This is a genomic window from Corallococcus sp. bb12-1, assembly GCF_026626765.1.
Classification (GTDB): Bacteria; Myxococcota; Myxococcia; order Myxococcales; family Myxococcaceae; genus Corallococcus; species Corallococcus terminator.
This window is the reverse complement of record NZ_JAPNJZ010000015.1, coordinates 281,485-301,758: the sequence shown is the minus strand read 5'-3', so window position 1 is coordinate 301,758 and position 20,274 is coordinate 281,485. Positions and strand designations below refer to the sequence as shown.

Here is a 20,274-nt window from a genome sequence, read left to right as displayed (position 1 = left end):
AGGGTTCGATTCCCTCCGCCTCCACAGTGAAGAAGCCTGGCAAGCCAGCAAGGGTTGCCAGGCTTTTTCTTTTGTTCCCGGTCGCCCGTGACCGCTCGCGAAGCGCTCCGGAAGGCCGTCCTCATGACGTGGGTGTACCCTGGCGTTCTTGCCGTGGCTCACGCTGCACGTGCGGCTGGTCGCCCGGCTTCGGCGCAGTGGGGGACGACGATGACGGAGGCAGAAGGGCGGACGCGGCAACTGATGGAGGAGGCCCGACGGATTGGCATGACCCTGGCTGGAGACGTCCGTCGCGAGGTCTTCGTCGGCAGTCTCTGCCAAGGGTATGCGCTCAGCCTCCTCATCCACACGCAGACCCGCTCGCGCTCCTCCATGTTTTCGAACGAGGAGTTGGTGAGGAGCTTGTTGGAGACCACCCACTCGCGCCTTCAGTCGACGGCGGCGAATCTCCGTCGCTTGCTCGGCCCTGAGGTGGCGCTCGCCATCTGCGCCGCCATTCGCGCCATCCTGGAGCCGGAACTTGCGCGGCTGCGCAATCGCGGCTCGGCTCCGGCTGAGTGACGAAGGGTCTGTCCTTCGCCGCATCTTCAGCGGTTGGGGATGACGGAGCGCTCCGAGCCCTGCTCCACGAAATGCATGTCCCGGTGGGCGGCCGCTGGCATCCTTCGGCGCGTGGAATGTTTGGGGTTGGGGCTGCGAGCGGCGCGATGCAGTGCTGGTCCCAGGGGCGCCAGAACTCCATGCGCGGCAGGACGGCGAAGTCAGTCAGCGTGTATTCGGCGCCCTCTGCCGTGGAGTGATTGCGGGTGGAGAGGTCGCCCACCAACTGGGCACCAGTGCCTGCCCGCGCTCCAAACTACGACATGGAGACGCAAGGTTTTCTTCGCCGGAGGTCTCGGTGGGGGTGTGCTACCCCGACGTGTGTAATAGCTCCTGCCTGACACAGGGCCACGTCGGCGGTGTCTGCCTTGGAGGCAAGTGCGCTTGCTACCGGTTTGAGCAAAGGTCCCCCGCCAGAGTGAGGGAGACGCCGTGGTTCACGGGGGCTGAAGGAGACAGCGCGGTTATCTACAGTGAGAGCGTCATCATCAGGGGCGAGGGGCCGCGCCAGTCTCCTGCAAGGCCTGACGCAGGAACCCGCGCCAGTCCTCAAGGAGCAGTGGAGACACATCGTGGCCGACGCCCGGGTAGGTCCTCACGTCGATGGGGACGCCCACTGCTTTCAGGTGCGCGACCCGCGCGAGCGTCTGCTGTAGGGGAATGATGGAGTCGTCCTCGCCCTGGAGCACGAGCACCTGGTGTGACGGGGGCAGGGACCGGGCTGGCTCTCCCAGCAGGCGCGTGCCCATGGGCACCGCGACATCCACCAACTCCGGGTGACGGAGGGCAAGCATCCACGCGAGGTCTCCGCCGTAGGAGAATCCCGTCACGGCGACGCGGCGGATTTCAGGATGCGCCCGGCGGACCTCGCGAACGATGTCCGCGAGTTGAGTGGCCACGCGCTCCACCTCCGCCGTCTTCCGAGCCGAGTCCCGCTTCTCGTGTTCGACCGGGAACCAGGTGAAGCCCGCCCGATGGGGCCTCGCGCCACGCGGCAGGACCACCCGTACGGCGGTGTCCAGGGTCGTGACGTGCTCGTCCCAGAAATCAGGTGTGGACCCGGAGTAATGCAGGGCCACGAGCAGCGCCTCGGGCTTCTCCGCTCCCAATGTGTATGTCTTGTAGAAGAGCGGCGGCGAAGCACCGGGGGAGGCGGGTCCAGGCAGGGACGTCGCGCAGGCGGTTGCCAGCAGGGACAGGAGGATGGGCGCCGTGGCGTTGAGAGGCTTCATGGGTCCTCGATGGGAAGGGCTGGAGGATGGCATTGAAACGGAGCGCCGACCCTGGCGCGGGCCTCGCTTGCGAGTCGAACGCACGAGACGCGATGACTCGGCCGGAGCCTCGTCGCCCGGGAAGGGATGAGCCGCTTCTCCTCCGCCACCGGGCTCGGCGCCGAAGGCGGGCGCGTGAGTCAGGAGGAAGCGCACGGCGACGGCAAGGCCCATGGATTCGCCTGGGACGTCGTGGGGGGCGTGTTTGGCGGTGAGGGGGAGGCTGGCGCGGAAAGGAACAGGCCCGCTCAACCCTGGCGTCCTCGTGACGCGGGCCGCAGCGCCGCGACGGCCAGCTCGGCCACGGTGTCCGCGTAGGCCCTCGTGAGGGGCGCGGTGCGCAGCAGCCAGCGGTGGAAGAGCGGCCCCACGAGCAGCTCCACCGCGACGCTCAGGTCCACGCCCTTGGCCACCTGTCCGGCCCGCTGCGCCGCGCGCAGGCGCTCCTGGATCGCCGTCAGATGGGGCCGCAGCACGGCCTCCACGAACTGCTGGGCCAGCGCCGGGTCTGACTGGGACTCGGCGGTGAGCGCCCTGGAGGGCAGCTCGAAGCGCGGATCCGTGAGCTCCCGCACCGTGGCGCGCAGCACCGTCTTCAGGTCGGCCTCCAGGTCCCCGGTGTCAGGCAGTGCCGCGGGCTCGCTGCTTCCGCCCAGCCCCACGAACGCATCCAGCACCACCGCCCCCTTGGAGGGCCACCAGCGGTAGATCGTCTGCTTGCCCACGCCCGCCCGCGCGGCGATCGCCTCGATGGTCAGCCGCGCGTACCCCACCTCGCCCACGAGCTCGACGGCGGCGGTCAGGATGGCCTGTCGCGAACGCTCGCTGCGGCGCGCCGGCTCCGGTGTCTTCGCTTCTCCCATGGGGCCACCCTAACAGTAACAAGACGGACCGTCTCGTCTTGACAGGACTCCAGGTCAGATGCATTTTGGAGACGAGACGTTCCGTCTCGTTGTCGCCACCCGGAGAGAGCCCATGCCCCGTCGCGCCCATATCGCCATGGTGAGCATCCCCGCCCATGGCCACGTGAACCCGGGCCTGGAGCTCATCCGGGAGCTGGTCTCCCGGGGCCACCGGGTGACGTATGCCAATGACGCGTCCTTCGCGGAGGCCATCGCCGGCACGGGCGCGGAGCTGGTTCCCTATCGCTCCACCCTCCCGCGCCCGGGGGCTCCGGAACAAAGCTGGCCCGAGGACACGGTGGCGCAACTGGACGTGTTCCTCGACGACGCCATGTCCATGCTTCCGCAACTGCGCGCGGCCTACGAAGACGATCGTCCGGACCTCTTCCTGTACGACATCGGCTGTTCGACGGCGCGAATCCTCGCGGAGAATTGGGGCCTTCCCTGCGTCCAGCTCTCGCCCGCCTTCGTGGCCTGGGAGGGTTACGAGCAGGACATGGCCACGATGGTGGAATGGCTGCGCACGGACGCTCGGGCCGTGGCGCACCACCGTCGCTACTCGGACTGGCTCGCCGCGTGCGGTGTGGCCCAACCTGATTCCCTGCGCTTCGTCGGCCTGCCTCCGCGCGGCCTGGTGCTCATCCCTCGTGCGCTACAGCCCCACGCGGACCGGGTGGACCGCAGGCGCTTCACCTTCGTGGGGCCCTGCTTCGGTGACCGCTCCAGCCAGGGCTCCTGGCAGCGTCCCCCGGGCGCGCGCAAGGTGGTGCTGGTGTCGCTCGGTTCGACCTTCACCCTGCAGCCCGCGTTCTACCGGGCCTGTCTTGCCGCCTTCGGGGGGCTCGCCGGCTGGCACGTGGTGCTCCAGATTGGCAAACACGTGGAGCTGAGCGACCTGGGGGCGGTTCCAGGCAACGTCGAGGTGCACCGCTGGGTGCCGCAGCTCTCGGTGCTCGAACAGGCCGATGCCTTCGTCACCCACGCGGGGATGGGCGGGCCGCAGGAGGGCCTGTACTGCGGGCTGCCGATGATCGCCGTGCCCCAGGCCGCGGACCAGTTCGCCAACGCCGACCAGCTCGTCGCGCTCGGCGTGGCCCAGCGTCTGGACACGGAACACGCGACCCCCGAAGCGCTGCGTTTGGCGCTGCTCCAGTTGACGGAGGACCCCCAGGTAGCGGCCCGGCTCGCGGTCATCCGGAAGCAATTGCGCGAGGAGGGTGGGGCCGCTCGGGCCGCCGGGATGGTGGAGGCGGAACTCCTCCCGGAGGCACGCGCCAACGCAGTGATCTGAGCCGGCACCGCCCGGCGCACGCTCGACGGAAACTGGCACCCTGCGCACCCCGAAGGCACGTGGGGCCGGGGCCCGCTCCCGCGTTGGCGCGCACTGCTAGGATGGCGCTCCATGCAAACGCAAGCGGCTTCGAAGTCGGGTGGGTCGAGGATCGTCGTCATGCTCCTCGTGATGGTGGTGGCGATGGGGGGCGGTATCTTCGTGGCGTTGAAGCTGCTCGGGAGCGCGGGCAAGAGCGACGTCGGCGACCTGGAGGCGCTCGCTTCGGTGCAGGCCCAGCTGCGCGCGGTCGATGCGTGTCGCATCCAGTACAACCACTGGCCCCGCTCCCACCACCGGCAGATGCATCGGCTGAGCGTCTTCATCACGCCCTGCGGCGCGTCGGGGATCGCTCCCAGTAGCGGGAAGGTGAAGCTGCCCGAATCGTGGGCGCACGACGCGCTCGCGTTCGAGGCGGAACGCTCGTCGGTGACGGACGACTGGTCCATCCTGGTGAACTCGGAAGCGGTGCCCTTCCCGGTCCTGCTCGCGGGGCTGAGCGAGCTCGCGCCCATCGTCGTGCGCGATGCGCCTGGAGCCCTGGCGAAGATGCGTGCCGACGAGGCGGAGGGCAATGCGAAGTATGAAGAGGGACTGCGCCGGCGGGAGCAGCAGCGGCAGCAGAACCAGGACAGCTATCCCTCGCGTTGATGCGCGTCAGTCCTCCTTGGCGGGCGGAGGTTGCAGGGGCGCTCGCTCCGCCTTTTGCTTGCGCTCTGCTTCGACCTGTTCCGCCTGCCGGTTCAGCACCTCGAGGGTCTGGTTCAGCCTCTGGGACAGGGTGATGTCAGGCTTGAGCCGCGCTTCGACCTGGTATTCACAGACATTCGTCCAGAGGTAGAGCGTTCCCCGCTCGCGAATCCAGGCCTCCTTCCCCGAAAAGAGGAGGGTCCGCTCCAGGACGCGGGAGCCCCAGCCCTCGTTGCCACAGCGCGTGTCTGGCTCCGTGGTGAGCCGCACGGGGTTGTTCGCCTGCCGGAGCGGGAAGACGCAGTCTGGGAGGAACGCGGTGGACTCGCCGGCGGAGCCGTTCGCCGACTCCAGACGCACCGTCGCATCCGTGGGATGGAAGGTCAGGTGCCCATCCGCCTCCCGCTGGATCACCAGCGTGACATGGACGCCCAGGACCTTCGGGGCGTTGATGCAGCGCAGCTCGTACTTCGGAATGTCGTAGCCCCAGGTGCCGGGCAGCGACCCGGGTCCGGTCACCAGGGGGGCCGGCTGCGCGGGAGCCAGGGAGGCCCAGAACAGGAGCGGGAGGAGGGACCCGAGGCGCCTCATGGCGTCGCCTCCCCGGCGGGCGTTGGGGTCCAGGTGCCCCTCAGGGATGCCTCGCAGGTCACTCCCTGGAGGAAGCTCCAGTAGGAAAGTCTCATCGCCAGCCCGGTGGACGTCCGCGTCAGCGCTCCGTCCCGCACCCGGCGCCCCGACTCACGGGAGCCGCAGGCGCTGTCCTTCGTCGCGCTCCAGGTCGCCTCCGCGTGCCGGGTGAAGGGCAGCTCGCAGCCCTGTTCGACGAGGACCCACAGCACACCGTCCCCTCCCGCCCGGGTCCGCAGCGGGGTCTCTCCACCCGGATCCGGCAATGACCTCCTGTCGCAGCGCAGCGTGCGCTCCGCGGTCTGCTGCGCCCAGTTCCCGAGCAGCTCGGTGGGCGCGGGACCGGGGGCGGGCTGCTCGGACGGGGTCGGGCTTCGAAGGGCTGGCTGACATCCCAGCCCGATGCAGGAGCACCACCAGAGCAGCGGCCAAAGGCCCTTGGATTCAGAAGACATGAGCGGCTCCTCCCAGGGAGTCCCTTTCGTAGCAGGGTGCCTCCTTTTTTCCCATTGGAGCCCCCCGCCCACGGGCCTTTCGATGTCAGACCCTCCACGTACTGTTCTCCTTGTCGCCGCCAAGAACGAGCGAGGGGGAGCGAGCCATGGGCACGTCTGTGATTGATAATCGCGTCGAGGTCGTCTTCAGCTTTGACACCACCGGCAGCATGTATCCGTGCCTCGCGCAGGTCCGCAAGAAGCTGGGCGGCGCGGTGGCTCGGCTCACGAAGGAGATTCCGGGCATCCGCATCGGCATCATCGCGCACGGAGACTACTGTGACGCGCGCTCCTCCTACGTGACGAAGGCGCTGGACCTCACGGACGACGCGAAGGCCATCACCCGCTTCGTGGAGAAGGTAGAGCAGACGGGCGGCGGGGATGCGCCCGAGTGTTACGAACTGGTGCTGCACGAGGCGCGAAGCCTGTCCTGGACGGAGGGCTACACGAAGGTGTTCGTCCTCATCGGGGATGACGTCCCGCACCCTCCCAACCAGAATCCGGGGAAGCTGGACTGGCGCAAGGAATTGGACGCGCTGGGGAAGATGGGCGTGCCTGTCTATGGCGTGCAGGCATTGAACCGCCGCCACGCGACGCCGTTCTACAAGGAGCTGGCGCAGAAGTCGGGCGGGTTCCACCTGAGCCTGGATCAGTTCGCGCACGTCACCGACATGGTGCTGGCCGTCTGCTACAAGCAGTCGTCGGACGCGCAGCTCCAGGCGTACGAAGCGGAGGTGTCTCGCGAAGGCCGCATGAGCCGTGGCCTGAACACCATGTTCAACACGATGCTCAAGCGCGCCACGTCCACGCTCTTCGGTGAGACGGACCTGCGCGCGGTGCCGCCGGGGCGCTTCCAGGTGCTCGAAGTGGACGGGGACAGCGCCATCAAGGAGTTCGTGACGGAGAACGGCCTGGGCTTCAAGACGGGGCGCGGCTTCTACGAGTTCACCAAGACGGAGACCATCCAGGGCCGCAAGGAAGTGGTGCTGATGGACCGCAAGACGGGCGACCTCTACAGCGGTGAGCGCGCCCGGGAGATGCTCGGCCTGCCGCCGGGCGAGACGGTCCGCATCCGCCCCGCGAGCCTGGAGAAGTACGTCGTCTTCGTCCAGAGCACGTCCGCCAACCGGAAGCTCCGGGGTGGGACGAAGTTCCTCTACGAGGTGGAGGACTGGGACGGGGCCCGCGGCAGCGTCGCGGCCTGAGCACGGCCCGCCGGGGGACGCGGTGGTCGCAGGGCGGAGGGGCAGGGTCGGGGTTAGTCTTCGCCCATGACCTCCAGCCCATCCCACCGCTCGTCCGTCGTCGTGGCGGAGCTGGGGCCCACCAACACCGGGAAGACCCACCGCGCCATCGAGCGCATGCTCGAACACGACACGGGCATCATGGGGTTGCCGCTGCGCCTGCTTGCCCGGGAGGTCTACGACCGGGTGACCGCTCGGGTGGGCGAAGGGCGGGTCGCCTTGATGACGGGCGAGGAGAAGCGCATCCCTCCGCGCCCCGACTATTGGATCTGCACCGTCGAAGCGATGCCGACCGACCGGCAGGTCGACTTCGTCGCCGTGGATGAAATCCAGCTCGCCGCCCACCGCGAGCGCGGGCACGTCTTCACGGACCGCCTGCTCCATGCGCGGGGGCTGAAAGAGACCTGGTTCCTGGGCGCGGAGACGATGCGCCCGATGGTCCAGTCGCTCATCCCGCACGCCTCGCTCAAGCGCGCCACGCGCCTGTCCCAGCTCCGCTACTCCGGGCATCGCTCCCTGAAGAGCCTGCCGCCGCGCTCGGCGGTGGTCGCGTTCTCCGCGGACCGCGTGTACGAGCTCGCGGAAGCGCTGCGCCGCCTGCGGGGCGGGGTTGCGGTGGTGCTGGGCGCGCTCTCCCCCAGGACGCGCAACGCCCAGGTGGCGATGTATCAGGCCGGGGAGGTGCAGTACCTGGTGGCCACGGATGCCATTGGGATGGGATTGAACCTGGACCTGAACCACGTGGCCTTCGCCGCGCTCTCCAAGTTCGACGGCTCCGAACCTCGCGAGCTCTTCCCGGATGAGCTGGCGCAGATCGCCGGCCGCGCCGGCCGCCACCTGAACGACGGCAGCTTCGCGACCCTCAACACGTTGCCGGAGCTGTCGCCGCGCGTGGTCTCCGCCATTGAAACCCACCGCTTCCCGGCGGTGCGCAGTCTCATCTGGCGCAATGCCTCCCTGGACTTCTCCAGCCCGGAGTCGCTGCTGGAGTCGCTGTCACAGGCTCCGCGACACAATGCCTTTGTCCGGGTGGAGCGCGCGGACGACTTCGATGCGCTCCGGCACCTCTCCAGCGTCCCCGCCATCCGGGAGGTCGCCACCCACCGCTCCATGGTGGAGCTGCTGTGGCAGGTCTGCCAGGTGCCGGACTTCCGCAAGGGCCTCTTCGGGCTGCATGTCTCGCTTTTGCGCGACACCTTCCTCCAGCTCTCCGCGGGGGATGGGAAGCTGGAGCCGGGCTGGCTTTCGCGACAGGTGTCACCGCTTGATGATGTCTCCGGAGACATCCACACGTTGATGGACCGGCTGGCGGCCATCCGCATCTGGACGTACATCAGCCACCGTCCGGGCTGGCTGGATGACGCGGAAGCCTGGCAGGAGCGCACCCGTCGCATCGAGGACGCGCTGGGGGATGCCCTGCATGAGCGGCTGGTGGAGCGCTTCGTGCAACGCGCCGCGCGCCGGAGCCCCCGCCGCTTCGTGCGGAACACGGCGCAGCCCGCGGCCGGTTCGGACAGCCCCTTCGCCAAGCTGGGGCTCCTGCTGGGAGAGGTGACGGGCACGGACGGTACCGCGATGACGGAGGAACAGTTCGTCCAGCGTGTGGTGGACGCGACCCATGACTCCTTCCAGGTGGACGCGTCGGGGACCATCTCCTTCGAAGGGGAGCCGCTGGCCCGACTGGTGCGCGGGAAGGACCGGCGCTCACCGCAGGTCGCGCTCGCGGAGTCGGAGGTGTGGACGGGCGGGGCTCGGCGGCAGTTGGAGCGTCGGCTGGTGGCGCTGGCCAGGGACCTGGTCACCGAGGCCATGGGAGGCTTTCCCTCCGAGTCCTTCTCCAGTGAGGGGCGCTCCGGGGCGGCGCGGGGACTCGCCTACCGTCTGGCTGAAGGGCTGGGGGTGATTTCCCAGACAGAGGCACACGAGCAGTGGCGGCTGTTGGACGAAGAGACCCGGGAGCGCTTCCGGACGCTGGGCGTCCGCGAGGGACAGCGCTTCTTCTTCGTCGCCAATGCCCTCACCCCGCATGCGCTGGAGCGGCGCTGCATGCTGACGGCGCTGCTCCACCAGCGGACAGCGCCCCCGGGCGTTCCGCGAGAGCCGGTGCTGGAGGTCGCGGCGCTGGGGGGCCTGTCGGCGCGAGCCTTTGGCTATGAGGTGCTCGGAGGCGTGGCGCTGCGGATCGACATCGTCGAGCGGCTGAGCGAAGCGCTGCGCCAGCCGCAGTCGGCCCGGCAGGTGCAACCGCTCATGCAGGAGCTGCGGCTGGAGGGTGGGGTCCACCGGCGGGTCCTGCGCGAGCTGGGAGGACCCGCCACAGGCACTCCGGCGAAGCGGCGCCGGCGTCGGCGTGGGGGAAGACCGTCGGCACCGGTCGCGGATACGAGCGGTGCCAGGGGGCCGCCTGCTCACGCCGGGGCGGCGCAAAGTCCCAAGAAGGCCGGAGACAGCGGAGGACCTTGAGCCGAGGGACGTGCCCCTATTGCGTCGCGACGTACAGCTCGGCGTGCTGGGAGAGGGCCCCCGGGTAGAGAGACCAGGTGGGGTGTTCGGGCATGAGGATGATGGCTCGCTTTCCTTCGGGCGTGCGCCCGGCCCCGACGATGAGGAAGCGGCGCGTCCGTTGCTCGCCAGTGAGCGTGAGGACGTCATGTTTCACGCTCCAGGTCCCCCGGTCGTTGTCCGAGCCGAACTTCATCGCGCCCACCTGACCCGAGGCCCCGGAGTACTTGTATTGGAAGGTGTGGTCCGCTCCGAGGATGTATTGGCTGGCGTAGGAGACCGCCGTCATCGTGGTTCCGCCATACGCATTGACCCACTGGGCCGCGCTGCTGGAGCTGTAGGTGAAGTCCCCCACCAACTCGCCGTCATCCGCCAGCGGCAGTCCGACGGGACTTCCGCGCACGCCCTTCAGGGCGTCCTCCACCTTCTGGTGGGAGGTGTTCCAGGAGAACGAGGCGGACATGGCCTCGCCAATTCCTCCAGGGGTGCTGAAGCCCTGGATGAACACCAGCGGCTCGAAGCGGTTGTCCGCTTCGACCAGCATCAGCGTCACGCGGAAGGACCGGCCGTGGGTCTTGTGGCGCACCTCCGCCGCGGTGAAGAAGGCGCGCGCGCCGTTGGTCATGAAGCGCCGCATGGCCGGAGGGTTGTTGTTGACGTTGGCCCAGTCCGCGCCCACGCGCTCCCGCCACAGCCGCAGCAGCTTGCCCTCGCCGTCATCAAGGCCGGGCACGCTCGGCAGCCGGAGGGCCTCCGCGCTGAGCGTGTCGCCACGGTCGACCCATTCGAGGATGAACCGGCCGTCCTCCAGGGACTTCCAGCCCTGGGGCGCGTCGAACGCGAAGCCGCCGGGCTCACCCGGCTTGCCCGCCCGCGCCCGGTCCGCCGGGCTGGCGAATCCGGAGAGGGCCCCCGGGCCGTCGCTGTCGGAGCCGGCGGAGATGAGGCCCAGGACCATGAGCCCCAGCGTGCCGGAACAACACAGCGCGCTGGCGCCTCCGACCACGATGAGGATCCAGACGAGGGGACTCTTGGGACGTGCCATGGTGTAGGACCTGGGCGCAGAGGAGCGCCGCTCCTGGAAATCCGGGCGGAAGCTTCGTTCATCCTCATGTACGCGGGCCGGACGCGATCTTCGTGCCGCCGTGTGTTGACGCGCTGCAACGAGCGTCCCGGGCCGCCCGGGCGTCGATCCCGCGATCCACCGGGACGGGCTGGTGCCACTTCTGTCCGATAGGCAACCCGGTCCACGGGGGGCCTCGGCTTCGGCCAGGGGGATGCATGTTGCGTGACAAAGCCAGCGTCGCGGGTGCGGTGCCTTCCACCCTTCGGGGATGGGGGCGGCGGATGCTCCCCGTGATGCTCCTCGTCGTGGGCTCGCTGGGCGCCACCGCATGTGGGGACGACGAACCCGACGACCCTCCGGACGCCGGAGCCTCGGATGCGGGCACCTCGGCGGATGCCGGTTGCCACCTCCGGACGTGCGAATCCCAGGGGTTCGAATGTGGTGCCGCGACGGACGCCTGTGATCAGCCGCTGGACTGCGGAACCTGCGCGGCGCCGGAGGTCTGCGGTGGGCGCGGGGTGGAGCACACCTGTGGCATTCCCGCCGCCAACCGCCAGTGCCTGGATGGCTTCTGCTGGGAATACCCCCTGCCGCATGGCTTCAACATGGCGGGCGCGCACTTCCGGGCGGCCGATGACGGCTGGGTCGTGGGCGAAGAGGGGTACATCCAGCACTGGGATGGGACGCGGTGGACGCCCGTGGCCAGCGGGACGAGGACGCAGCTGCGCGGCGTGCACGCGGTCTCCGCGACGGACGTGTGGGCGGTGGGCGCGGGAGGCACGGTCCTGCGCTCCACGGGGGGCGCCTTCTCCACGGTGGGGGCCGGAACGACGCGGGACCTGGCGTCCGTGTGGGCCTCCGGTCCGAGCGATGTCTGGGTGGTGGGCGACAACGGCACCGTGCGGCGCGACCAGGGCAGTGGCTTCCAGGGTGTGAGCGTGGGCACGACCCAGTCCCTCAATGACATCTGGGGCAGCGGGCCCGCGGATGTCTGGATGGTGGGGGCGGGTGGCACGGTGCGCCGCTACGATGGTAGCAACGTCTCCAGCATCGATGCGGGCACGTCGCTCCCGTTCTACGACGTGACGGGCACCGGCCCCGACGATGTCTGGACCGTCACCTCCGACGACCCCTGTGTGATTTGTGATGACTATGGCGCCATCTACCGCGTCACGCCCACGGCGGCGACGCAGCACGTGCGCACGTCGGATCAATTGTTTCATGTGTTCGCCGCCAGCCCCTCGCTGTTGCTGACGGTGGGGGAGAGCGACCGTCACCGCTGGGATGGCACGGTCTGGTCGAAGGTGGGCTCCGGGCCCAACGGCGTCCTCGCCGGCAGCGCTCCCGACCAGGCGTGGCTCTTCGGGGCGGATGGCGTCACGGAGCGGTGGAGCGGGACGGCCTGGAGCCGGACGGCGCCCCTCGGCTCGCTGACGACGATCCGGGCCATTCATGGCACGGGCCCGTCGGATGTGTGGATGGTGGCGGATTCGGGCCGGGTGTTGCACTGGAATGGCGGCGGCTGGCTTGAGCCCCGTCTGGCCACCTTCACCAGTGACAACATCTCGGGCGTGTACGCAGCCTCGCCGTCGGAGGTCTGGGTGGTGACCTCGTTCTTCGACCGCATCCTCCGCTGGGATGGGGCTCAGTTCGTCGAGGAGGCGAAGACGGAGGACCGGGGACTGATGGCAGTCCATGGCTCGTCGGCGACGGACATCTGGGCGGTGGGGGAGGGCGGCGAAGCGATGCACCGCGATGGGACGGGCTGGACGCGGCATCCCACCGGCGCCACGGTGCGGCTCAATGCCGTCTGGGTTCAGGGCCCCTCGCTGGCCGTGGCCGTGGGCGAGTCCGGCACCCTCGTGCAGTGGAATGGCAGCGCCTGGAGCGTCATGGACTCCGGCACCACGGAAGCCCTGAAGGCGGTGTGGGGCAGTGGACCGACGGACATCTGGGCGGCGGGGGCGGCGGGCAAGCTGCTGCGCTTCAACGGCACGGGCTGGAATGCCGTGTCCAGCGGCACCACGGCCACCCTGAATGGGATGTGGGGGCTTGCCGCCAATACGGTCTGGGCGACCGGGGACAATGGCACGCTGCTGCGCTTCGACGGCACGCGCTGGACCTCCGAAAGCACCGGCGTCCGCCGTGACTTCCAAAGCGTGTGGGCCCCTTCCGCCTCGGAGCTGTGGCTCGCGGGGGACTCGGCGGTCCTGCACAGACCCTGACACCTGGCGCATGCGTGCTCCTCCGGCGCCGGTCCCTCCCTGTAGATTGGGGAGGTACCGGTCCGGAGGAACGCGCATGGGCTGCTGTCACTACCCCCCTGTCATCGAAGGCTGCGACAGCGCCTTCACCGTGGACACGTCCCGCATCACCTTCGGGCGGGGCTGTCTGTCCGAAGTGGGGGACCGGGCGCGGGCGCTCGGGATGAAGCGCGTGGTGTTGTTCTCCGATGCGCGCGTGGCGCGGCTCGCGCACTTCGACAAGGTGCTCCGGTCCCTGCGCGCCGCCGGGCTGGACGTGGCCGTGTACACGGACGTCCACATTGAGCCCACCGACCAGTCCTTCCTGGACGCGGCGCGGTTCGCCTCGGAGGTAAAGCCGGATGGCTATGTCTCCCTGGGCGGCGGCTCGGTCATCGACACGTGCAAGGCCGCGAACCTCTACGCCACGCATCCGGCGGACCTGCTCGCCTACGTCAACGCGCCGGTGGGGGAGGGCAGGCCGGTGCCCGGTCCACTCAAACCGCACATCGCGTGTCCCACCACGTCGGGAACGGGCAGCGAGGTGACGGGCATCACCATCTTCGACCTGCTGTCCATGGAGGCGAAGACAGGCATTGCCTCACCGGCGCTGCGCCCCACCGAAGCCCTCATCGATCCGGACTGCACCGCGACCCTGCCCGGCGAGGTGGTCGCGGCCAGCGGCCTGGACGTGCTGTCGCATGCGCTGGAGTCCTATACGGCGCGTCCCTACGTGCGCCGTCCCGCTCCCGCGCGTCCGAGCCTGCGGCCCATGAGCCAGGGCGCCAACCCCTGGAGCGACCTGGGCTGCCGCGAAGCCTTGCGCCTGATGGGCCTGTACCTGGAGCGCGGCGTGAAGGACGCGAACGACGATGAGGCGCGTGAGCAGTTGATGTGGGCCGCCACGCTCGCGGGCATCGCGTTCGGCAACGCGGGCGTGCATGCGCCGCACGGCATGGCCTACGCGGTGGCGGGGCGGGTGCGCGACTTCCGTCCGTCGGGCTATCCGGACGACGAGCCCCTGGTGCCCCACGGCATGGCCGTCATCGTCAACGCCCCGGCGGTGTTCCGCTACACGGCCTCCGCGAGCCCCGAGCGCCACCTGGAGGCCGCGGGCCACCTGGGCGCGGACGTGCGCGACGCCACGACGGCGGACGCGGGCGAGGTGCTCGCGGGCCGGCTGGTCCACGTCATGCGCGCGGTGGGTATGCCCAATGGACTGACCGGGGTGGGCTACACCGGCGCGGACGTGGAAGCGCTCACGGAGGGCGCCTTCCCGCAGCAGCGACTGCTCCAGAACGCGCCCCGGGAGATGACCCGGCCCGTCCTCTCCGAACTCTTCCACCAGGCGCTGCGCTACTGGTAACCGACGCCCGAGGCCACCCCGTGTCCGACTCCGAGACCGCCGACCGCTACCGCTACTTCCTGCCCATCACCACCCGGTGGATGGACAACGACCTGTACGGCCACATCAACAACGTCACGTACTACAGCTACTTCGACACCGTCGCGAACCACTACCTCATCCACGAAGGCGGCCTGGACATCCACGCGGGCGCAATCATCGGGCTGGTGGTGGAATCGAAGTGCACCTACCGCGCCCCGCTCGCGTACCCCGACCGGCTGCGCGCGGGGCTGCGCGTGGAGAAACTGGGCAACCGCTCCGTCACCTACGGCATCGCCCTCTTCAAGGAAGACGCCACGCAGGCCGCGGCCCACGGGTACTTCGTGCATGTCTTCGTGGACCGCGCGACGCGCAAGGCCGTGGCCATGCCAGCGCGACTGCGAGACGCGCTGGCACGGCTGGTCGTGAATCCGGAACCCTGAACCCGGCTCAGGGGCAGCCGGAGCTGACCTGGAGCGCGTCGTACGCCATCCAGCCGTTGCGCGGGGTTCCGGTCGCGGCGATGACGTAGCCGTAGATGAACTTCATCGTGCCCGACTGCTGGCGGTAGCGGCCCGCGCTGTCCTGGACCCAGAGCGGGATGTCGATGGACGGGGCGCCAGAGTTGGTGGGCACATCCAGGCGCTGGAACTTCGTGCCCGCGGGGAAGTGGTCCACCGCCACGCCGCCCAGACCGAAGCCCGGCACGTTGAAGGTGAGGTTCGCCGAACGCAGGCCATTGGCCCGCACGAGCGGCAGATAGTCCCCCGCGCGCTCGTGGACCGCGTCGGAGTCGTAGACCACCTTCTTGAGCTCCAGCGTCGTGTCGTGCGAGTTGCGCACGGCGTAGCACGCCATCTTCGCCAGGCCCGAGCCCAGCGCGGAGACGTGCCCGACCTTGGCTTCAAAGGACGTGCGGCCCTTGATGGCCGACATGGGCATCCAGCCCGCGCTGGAATTCGACGTCGACACCGCGAAGGCATGCAGCTCCCCCGCGAAGGTGCGCGTCTGGCCGTGGTTGAACGTGGAGCGCGTCCGGTTGGAGATGCCCACCACCGTGCCGTTGCCGTCGCGGATGGGCCCGCCCGTGTAGAGCTCCCAGGAGTCGTCGTCGTCCGGGTCGTTGGTGAGGACGCGGTTGCCGCCGGAGGGGCGCAGCTTGCAGTTGTACGCACTCTCCTCGCACACCGTCCCGTTCACCCCGGAGAAGGCCGCCTGCCCGGTGGAGCCCACCGCGTCCGGGACCGTTTCGCTGCCCCCGGACGTCTCACCGCCACATGCCACGGAGACCAGGGCCAACACACCGAGTACTGGGTTTCTCATGTTCATGTTAAAAATGGAAATCCATTTTTACCCGTTTTGTCAACAGGAGGTTCCATGCATCGCTTGATACTGTTCGCGGCGCTCGTCCTCACCACGGCGGCGCTCGCCAAACCCAACACTCCGCTGTACGCGACGGGCGCCGGGCCTGGGGGCGGACCGGCGGTGAAGACCTTCGATCCGAACAGCAATACGAACTGGGTTTCCTTCTACGCCTACGAGTCCACGATGGGCGTGGGCGTGGAGATGGCGACGGGCCGCGTCACGACGAACTGGCGCCCGGACGCCGTCACGGGCACCGGCGAGGGCGGCGGTCCGCTGGTGCGGGTGTTCGACGTGAACACCGGGGCCGTGCTCCGCGAGTTCTTCGCCTACGACTCGAACTTCCGCGGGGGCGTCTTCGTTGCCACCGGCGACGTGGACGGGGATGGCTACGACGAGATCATCACCGCGCCCGGCCGGGGCATGGGCCCGCTCGTCCGCGTGTGGAAGGCGGTGGGGGCGCCCACGCTCATGCATGAGTTCTGGGCGTATGACCCCGGCTTCACGGGCGGCGTGCGGCTGGGCGCGGGCGACGTCACGCGCGACAACGTGTCGGAGATCGTCACCATCCCCGGCCCCGGTGGGGGACCCCACGTGCGGGTGTTCAACCGCTGGGGCGGCGAGGTGTATGGGTATATGGCGCCGGTGCCGCGCAAGCCCTGGGACAACCAGTTCTATACGAACGGCTACCGGGTGGCGGTGGGCAGCGACCCGTGGGGGACGCCGGAGCTCTACGTCTCCGGCAGCGAGTGGCGCTTCTTCACGCACTTCCAGCGCAGCGATGACTGCTCCATTCCGCCCATCTTCGTGACGCCCAACTTCTTGAGGAAGGCGTATTGGGTGCTCACGCCCTACGCGCACGTCATGCGCATCCCGGATGGTGCGACGCTGGCGCACTTCGGCACGGAGGCCCTCAACGCGGGCTTCCTGGGGCAGGAGGTCTCCTACGCGGACTACAAGAACCTCTGCGAGCCCAATGGCGGCGTCTCCTGCAACATCTTCCAGTACCCGTACTCGTACGACGGCGTCGATCCGGACTACTCCGCCCAGGTGGCCACGCTCCAGCAGCCGGGCGCCGCGCCGCGTCTGCTCGCGGGCAGCCCTCCGCTCAAGTTTGGCAATGGCATCGCGGGTTGCTACCACAGCACGATGTTCGCGCCCGGCACCCTCAAGCTCTACGAGCGGTGGGGCGCGGCGCTCTGGTCGTTCCAGCCGTATGGCGCCTTCAACGGAGGCGTGAAGCCCGGCGCGAACAACGACTGACGGTGGAGGTTTTCAGGGCCACGGCTCCCGGCCGTGGCCCGTTGGATTGACGCGCGGCCCCACCCATCCCCGCCATGGGTGTGAGGGATTGGCGCGGCGCCAACGTGCCGGGTGGAGTGAAGTCAGACACAGGGCGTCTCAAGAAATGAGACAGGTGAAATATTGTGATTTTCGTGTCTTGACGGAACGCGGGGGCTCCGGAAGATGTCTGTCGGACCGGCAGAGCCATGGCACCCATGGTGGACGCAGCCATCCCCCCCCTTCATTCCTCAGGAGCACGCATGTCACGGCGCAGGTCGTCATGGATGTCTTCGTATTGGGTCCTTGCTGGAGCACTGGGCCTCACCGGCTGTGGAGAGGGCCCGGTCCCTCCGGAGTCCCCGTCGCTCCAGACGCGCTCGCACGCGCTCGCGTATGGCCCGGACCTGCGCATCACGGAGCTTCAGGCTCCGGAGAACGCGCGGCCCGGTGACCCCATCCTCGTCACCGCGAAGGTCTGCAACACGGGCACGGACCCCGCGAACCCGTCAGGGAGCAACCTGCTCCAGGTGTACCTGTCCACCACGCCGACCCAGCAGGTGCCCCTGCCCGGCTCGCCCCCCTCGACGGCCCAGATGACGCTGGGCGAGGTGGACGTGGGGCCGCTGGGCGCGGGCCAGTGCGTCAGCCGCTCGCTGACCGTTCCGGCCAGTCCGCCCACCGGCTTCATGGGCAACGGCGTCTATTACCTGGGCGCCATCATCGACACCGGACAGCGGGTGATGGAGACGGACGAGTCCAACAACGGCTTCGTCCGGGGCCTGATGGGCGTGGGCATCCGGCCCGACCTCGTCGTCACCCGGTTGGACGGGCCGCCGTCGCTGAGCCCGGGCCAGTCCTTCACCGCCACCGCGACCGTGTGCAACGTGGGCACGGAGGTCGCGAGCAACGGGTCGGTGGAGCTGCACCTGTCCACGGTGAACAGCCTGTCCCTGCCCACCGGCCCCGTTCCGCCCGCCACGCAGTTCATGGTCGCGGGGCAGGGCATCAGCGGCCTGCTCGCGGGCGCGTGTCGCATGGTGTCGCTGACAGGCATCGCCCATCCGCCGCCGGCTTCCACGGGGAACGTGCCGCTGTACCTGGGCGCCCTCGCGGACGCGTCGAACAGCGTCCTGGAGCTGCGCGAGGACAACAACACCTTCGTCCGGGGGCTCGTCGGCTTCGGCCTGGGTCCGGACCTCGTGGTCCGCTCCGTGACGGGCCCCGCGAGCGTGCGCATGGGCGCCGCCTTCACCGCGTCCGTGACGGTGTGCAATGACGGCACGGCGCCGTCGATGTCGTCCGACGTGGCCGTGTTCCTGTCGTCGGTGCCGTCGCTGGGGGCCCCGGGGACGATGCCCCGTCCCGCCACCGAGGTGCCGGTGGGCAACGTGAGCGCCCCGCCCCTGGCGGCGGGCCAGTGCGTCACCCGCGCCGTGTCCGGCTCCGCGTATCCCCCGCCCGTTCCCGTTCCCTCCGAGCAGCCGCTGTACCTGGGCGCCATCGTGGACCTGTCCCGCGGGCAGGTGGAGCTGCGCGAGGACAACAACGTCCGCGCGGACTTCCTCATGGGCGTGGGCCAGAAGCCGGACCTGATCATCAGCGCTCTGACGGCCCCCGCCCACGTCACCCCCGGACAGTCCTTCACCGCCACCGCGCGGGTGTGCAACGTGGGCACGGAGCATTCCCCGAACGTCCCCGTGGAGCTGTACCTGTCCACCGAGCCGACGCTGGCGGTGGTGCCGGGAGCGCCCTCTCCGGGCCGCGCGCCCGTGGGCATGTTCCAGGCGCCGGGCCTGGCGCCGGGTGAGTGCGCCCAGCGCTCCGTGAGTGCCTGGGCGGTGGTGCCGCCCCAGGCCCCCATGCCGAACCCCACCCTGTACGTGGGCGCCCTCGTGGATCCGCAGGCCGGCCTTCTGGAGCTGCGGGAGGACAACAACGCCTCGCCCGTCTCGCGCATCGGCGTGGGCATGGGCCCGGACCTGGTCGTCCGAAGCGTGCTGATGACGCCCAGCGCGCGGCCCGGCACCTCGTTCCAGACGTCGGTGCAGGTCTGCAATGAAGGCACCGCGTCCGCGACCTCTTCGACGCTGGGCCTCTTCCTCTCCACCGAACCGGACTTCACCTTGCCCCAGGGCGTGCCGCCGCCCACGCTCGTCCGGGTGGGCTCCGTGAACGTGATCCCGCTGGCCCAGGGCCAGTGCTCGACGGCGCCGTCGCTGGCGCAGGCCCAGCTTCCGCCCGAAGCCGTGCCGGGACGTCCGCTGTACCTGGGCGCCGTCGCGGACGTAGCCCTCCAGCTCACCGAACTGCGTGAGGACAATAACGTGCGCTCCGCCCCGATGAGCGTGGGCAACGGCCCGGACCTCGCGGTGCGGGAGGTGACGGGCCCCCGGAGCGTCATGCCCGGCGCCCCGCTCACGCTGGTCGTGACGGTCTGCAACATGGGCATGGACCTGGCGCCCCCCACGCCGGTGATGGCGGTGCTGACGTCGGATGCCACGTTGTCCGTGAGCGCACCTGTCCCCGGCACGTCCACGGACTCCCTGGTGGGGACGGCGAACACGCCGTCGCTCGGCTCGGGCCAGTGCTCCGCCGTGAACGTGGCTGGGTACGCGAACCCGGGCCCTGGCGCGGATCCGGAGGCGCCCCGGTTCCTGGGCGCGCGCGTGGACTTCCCCCAGCAGCTCACGGAGCTGCGCGAGGACAACAACACCCTGGTGGGCCCCCGCGTGGGCGTGGGCTCCGGGCCCGACCTCGTGGTGCGCGCGCTGACCGCTCCCGCGAGCATCCCCGCGGGCTCCTCCTTCACCGCGCAGGTGAAGGTCTGCAACGAGGGGACGGCGGCCCTGAACAGCACCGTGCCGGTGGACCTGATCATCTCCAGCGAGCCGGTGGCCTACGTGCCCGGCCAGGGAAGCGCGCCGTACACGCAGCTCCAGCTTCCCGTGGGCAACCAGCCCGTGTCCTCACTCGGGGTGAACCAGTGCACGACGCTGTCCATCCCGGCCTACGCGTCCCGTCCGTCCAGCCCCGGATCCGCCTTCTATCTGGGGGCCATCGTCGACGCGCCGGGCTCGCGGTGGGAGCTGCGTGAGGACAACAACAGCTTCATGCTGCCCACGCCCACCGTGATGCCGTAGTCCGCCGGAGTTCCGTGATGACGCGGCTGCGTTCCCCGCGAACGCAGCCGCCCCGTCCGGCCTCGTCGTGAAGCCGGTTCCTCCGGGGGCGGTCCTCCACGGAGGGCTGGTCCCGGGGTTGCAATGAAGCCT

At 69.5% G+C, this 20,274-nt stretch carries 16 protein-coding genes; 10 read left to right on the top strand and 6 right to left on the bottom strand.

The annotated features are described in order from the left end of the window. Positions 1-267 precede the first annotated feature (267 nt). On the top strand, positions 268-561 hold the full coding sequence (locus OV208_RS18425; protein ID WP_267575147.1) for a hypothetical protein: 294 nt from the start codon (positions 268-270) through the stop codon (positions 559-561). 527 nt (positions 562-1,088) lie between these two features. Here OV208_RS18425 and OV208_RS18420 read toward each other — a convergent pair. Continuing rightward, positions 1,089-1,832 (bottom strand): alpha/beta hydrolase, encoded by a 744-nt coding sequence (locus OV208_RS18420; RefSeq protein WP_267575146.1) that lies wholly within the window; start codon positions 1,830-1,832, stop codon positions 1,089-1,091. A gap of 287 nt (positions 1,833-2,119) precedes the next feature. After that, a complete protein-coding gene (locus OV208_RS18415; protein WP_267575145.1) occupies positions 2,120-2,734 on the bottom strand; it encodes a TetR/AcrR family transcriptional regulator in 615 nt (204 codons plus the stop codon). 58 nt (positions 2,735-2,792) lie between these two features. Here OV208_RS18415 and OV208_RS18410 point away from each other — a divergent pair, with 58 nt between their 5' ends. Together OV208_RS18410 and OV208_RS18405 are read left to right on the top strand one after the other, a co-directional pair. Further along, entirely contained in the window at positions 2,793-4,064 is a 1,272-nt protein-coding gene (locus OV208_RS18410) for a macrolide family glycosyltransferase (RefSeq protein WP_420715029.1), read from the top strand. Between the two features lie 111 nt (positions 4,065-4,175). Next, positions 4,176-4,754 (top strand): hypothetical protein, encoded by a 579-nt coding sequence (locus OV208_RS18405; protein WP_267575143.1) that lies wholly within the window; start codon positions 4,176-4,178, stop codon positions 4,752-4,754. A 6-nt stretch (positions 4,755-4,760) separates the two neighbouring features. On the opposite strand, the gene OV208_RS18400 is transcribed toward OV208_RS18405, so the two are convergent. Beyond that, positions 4,761-5,384 (bottom strand): hypothetical protein, encoded by a 624-nt coding sequence (locus tag OV208_RS18400; RefSeq protein ID WP_267575142.1) that lies wholly within the window; start codon positions 5,382-5,384, stop codon positions 4,761-4,763. After that, entirely contained in the window at positions 5,381-5,878 is a 498-nt protein-coding gene (locus OV208_RS18395; protein WP_267575141.1) for a hypothetical protein, read from the bottom strand. The genes OV208_RS18400 and OV208_RS18395 overlap by 4 nt, the downstream gene beginning before the upstream one ends. Positions 5,879-6,024: 146 nt before the next feature. On the opposite strand from OV208_RS18395, the gene OV208_RS18390 reads away from it, so the two are divergent. Together OV208_RS18390 and OV208_RS18385 are read left to right on the top strand one after the other, a co-directional pair. Beyond that, complete coding sequence (locus OV208_RS18390; protein WP_267575140.1) at positions 6,025-7,122, top strand: vWA domain-containing protein; 1,098 nt, start codon at positions 6,025-6,027, stop codon at positions 7,120-7,122. A gap of 66 nt (positions 7,123-7,188) precedes the next feature. Further along, the gene (locus OV208_RS18385) at positions 7,189-9,624 is read left to right on the top strand and encodes a helicase-related protein (RefSeq protein ID WP_267575139.1); all 2,436 of its coding nucleotides are present in this window, start codon (positions 7,189-7,191) and stop codon (positions 9,622-9,624) included. A 16-nt stretch (positions 9,625-9,640) separates the two neighbouring features. Here OV208_RS18385 and OV208_RS18380 read toward each other — a convergent pair whose 3' ends face one another. After that, on the bottom strand, positions 9,641-10,708 hold the full coding sequence (locus OV208_RS18380; RefSeq protein WP_267575138.1) for a hypothetical protein: 1,068 nt from the start codon (positions 10,706-10,708) through the stop codon (positions 9,641-9,643). 311 nt (positions 10,709-11,019) lie between these two features. Between OV208_RS18380 and OV208_RS18375 the strand changes: the two genes are divergently transcribed. The 3 genes from OV208_RS18375 (at position 11,020) to OV208_RS18365 (ending at position 14,799) form a co-directional block, all read left to right on the top strand. Continuing rightward, complete coding sequence (locus tag OV208_RS18375; RefSeq protein ID WP_267575137.1) at positions 11,020-12,954, top strand: hypothetical protein; 1,935 nt, start codon at positions 11,020-11,022, stop codon at positions 12,952-12,954. A gap of 76 nt (positions 12,955-13,030) precedes the next feature. Beyond that, on the top strand, positions 13,031-14,338 hold the full coding sequence (locus OV208_RS18370; RefSeq protein ID WP_267575136.1) for a hydroxyacid-oxoacid transhydrogenase: 1,308 nt from the start codon (positions 13,031-13,033) through the stop codon (positions 14,336-14,338). A 20-nt stretch (positions 14,339-14,358) separates the two neighbouring features. Next, positions 14,359-14,799: an acyl-CoA thioesterase gene (locus OV208_RS18365; protein ID WP_267575135.1), complete on the top strand. Its 441-nt coding sequence runs from the start codon at positions 14,359-14,361 to the stop codon at positions 14,797-14,799. 7 nt (positions 14,800-14,806) lie between these two features. Here the strand turns inward: OV208_RS18365 and OV208_RS18360 are convergent, their stop codons facing one another. Then, the gene (locus OV208_RS18360) at positions 14,807-15,685 is read right to left on the bottom strand and encodes a hypothetical protein (protein WP_420715028.1); all 879 of its coding nucleotides are present in this window, start codon (positions 15,683-15,685) and stop codon (positions 14,807-14,809) included. A 48-nt stretch (positions 15,686-15,733) separates the two neighbouring features. Between OV208_RS18360 and OV208_RS18355 the strand changes: the two genes are divergently transcribed. Together OV208_RS18355 and OV208_RS18350 are read left to right on the top strand one after the other, a co-directional pair. Further along, positions 15,734-16,981, top strand: coding sequence for an FG-GAP repeat protein (locus OV208_RS18355; protein WP_267575134.1), 1,248 nt, complete (start codon positions 15,734-15,736; stop codon positions 16,979-16,981). 305 nt (positions 16,982-17,286) lie between these two features. Then, positions 17,287-20,142: a CARDB domain-containing protein gene (locus OV208_RS18350; protein ID WP_267575133.1), complete on the top strand. Its 2,856-nt coding sequence runs from the start codon at positions 17,287-17,289 to the stop codon at positions 20,140-20,142. The last annotated feature ends 132 nt before the right edge of the window (positions 20,143-20,274 follow it).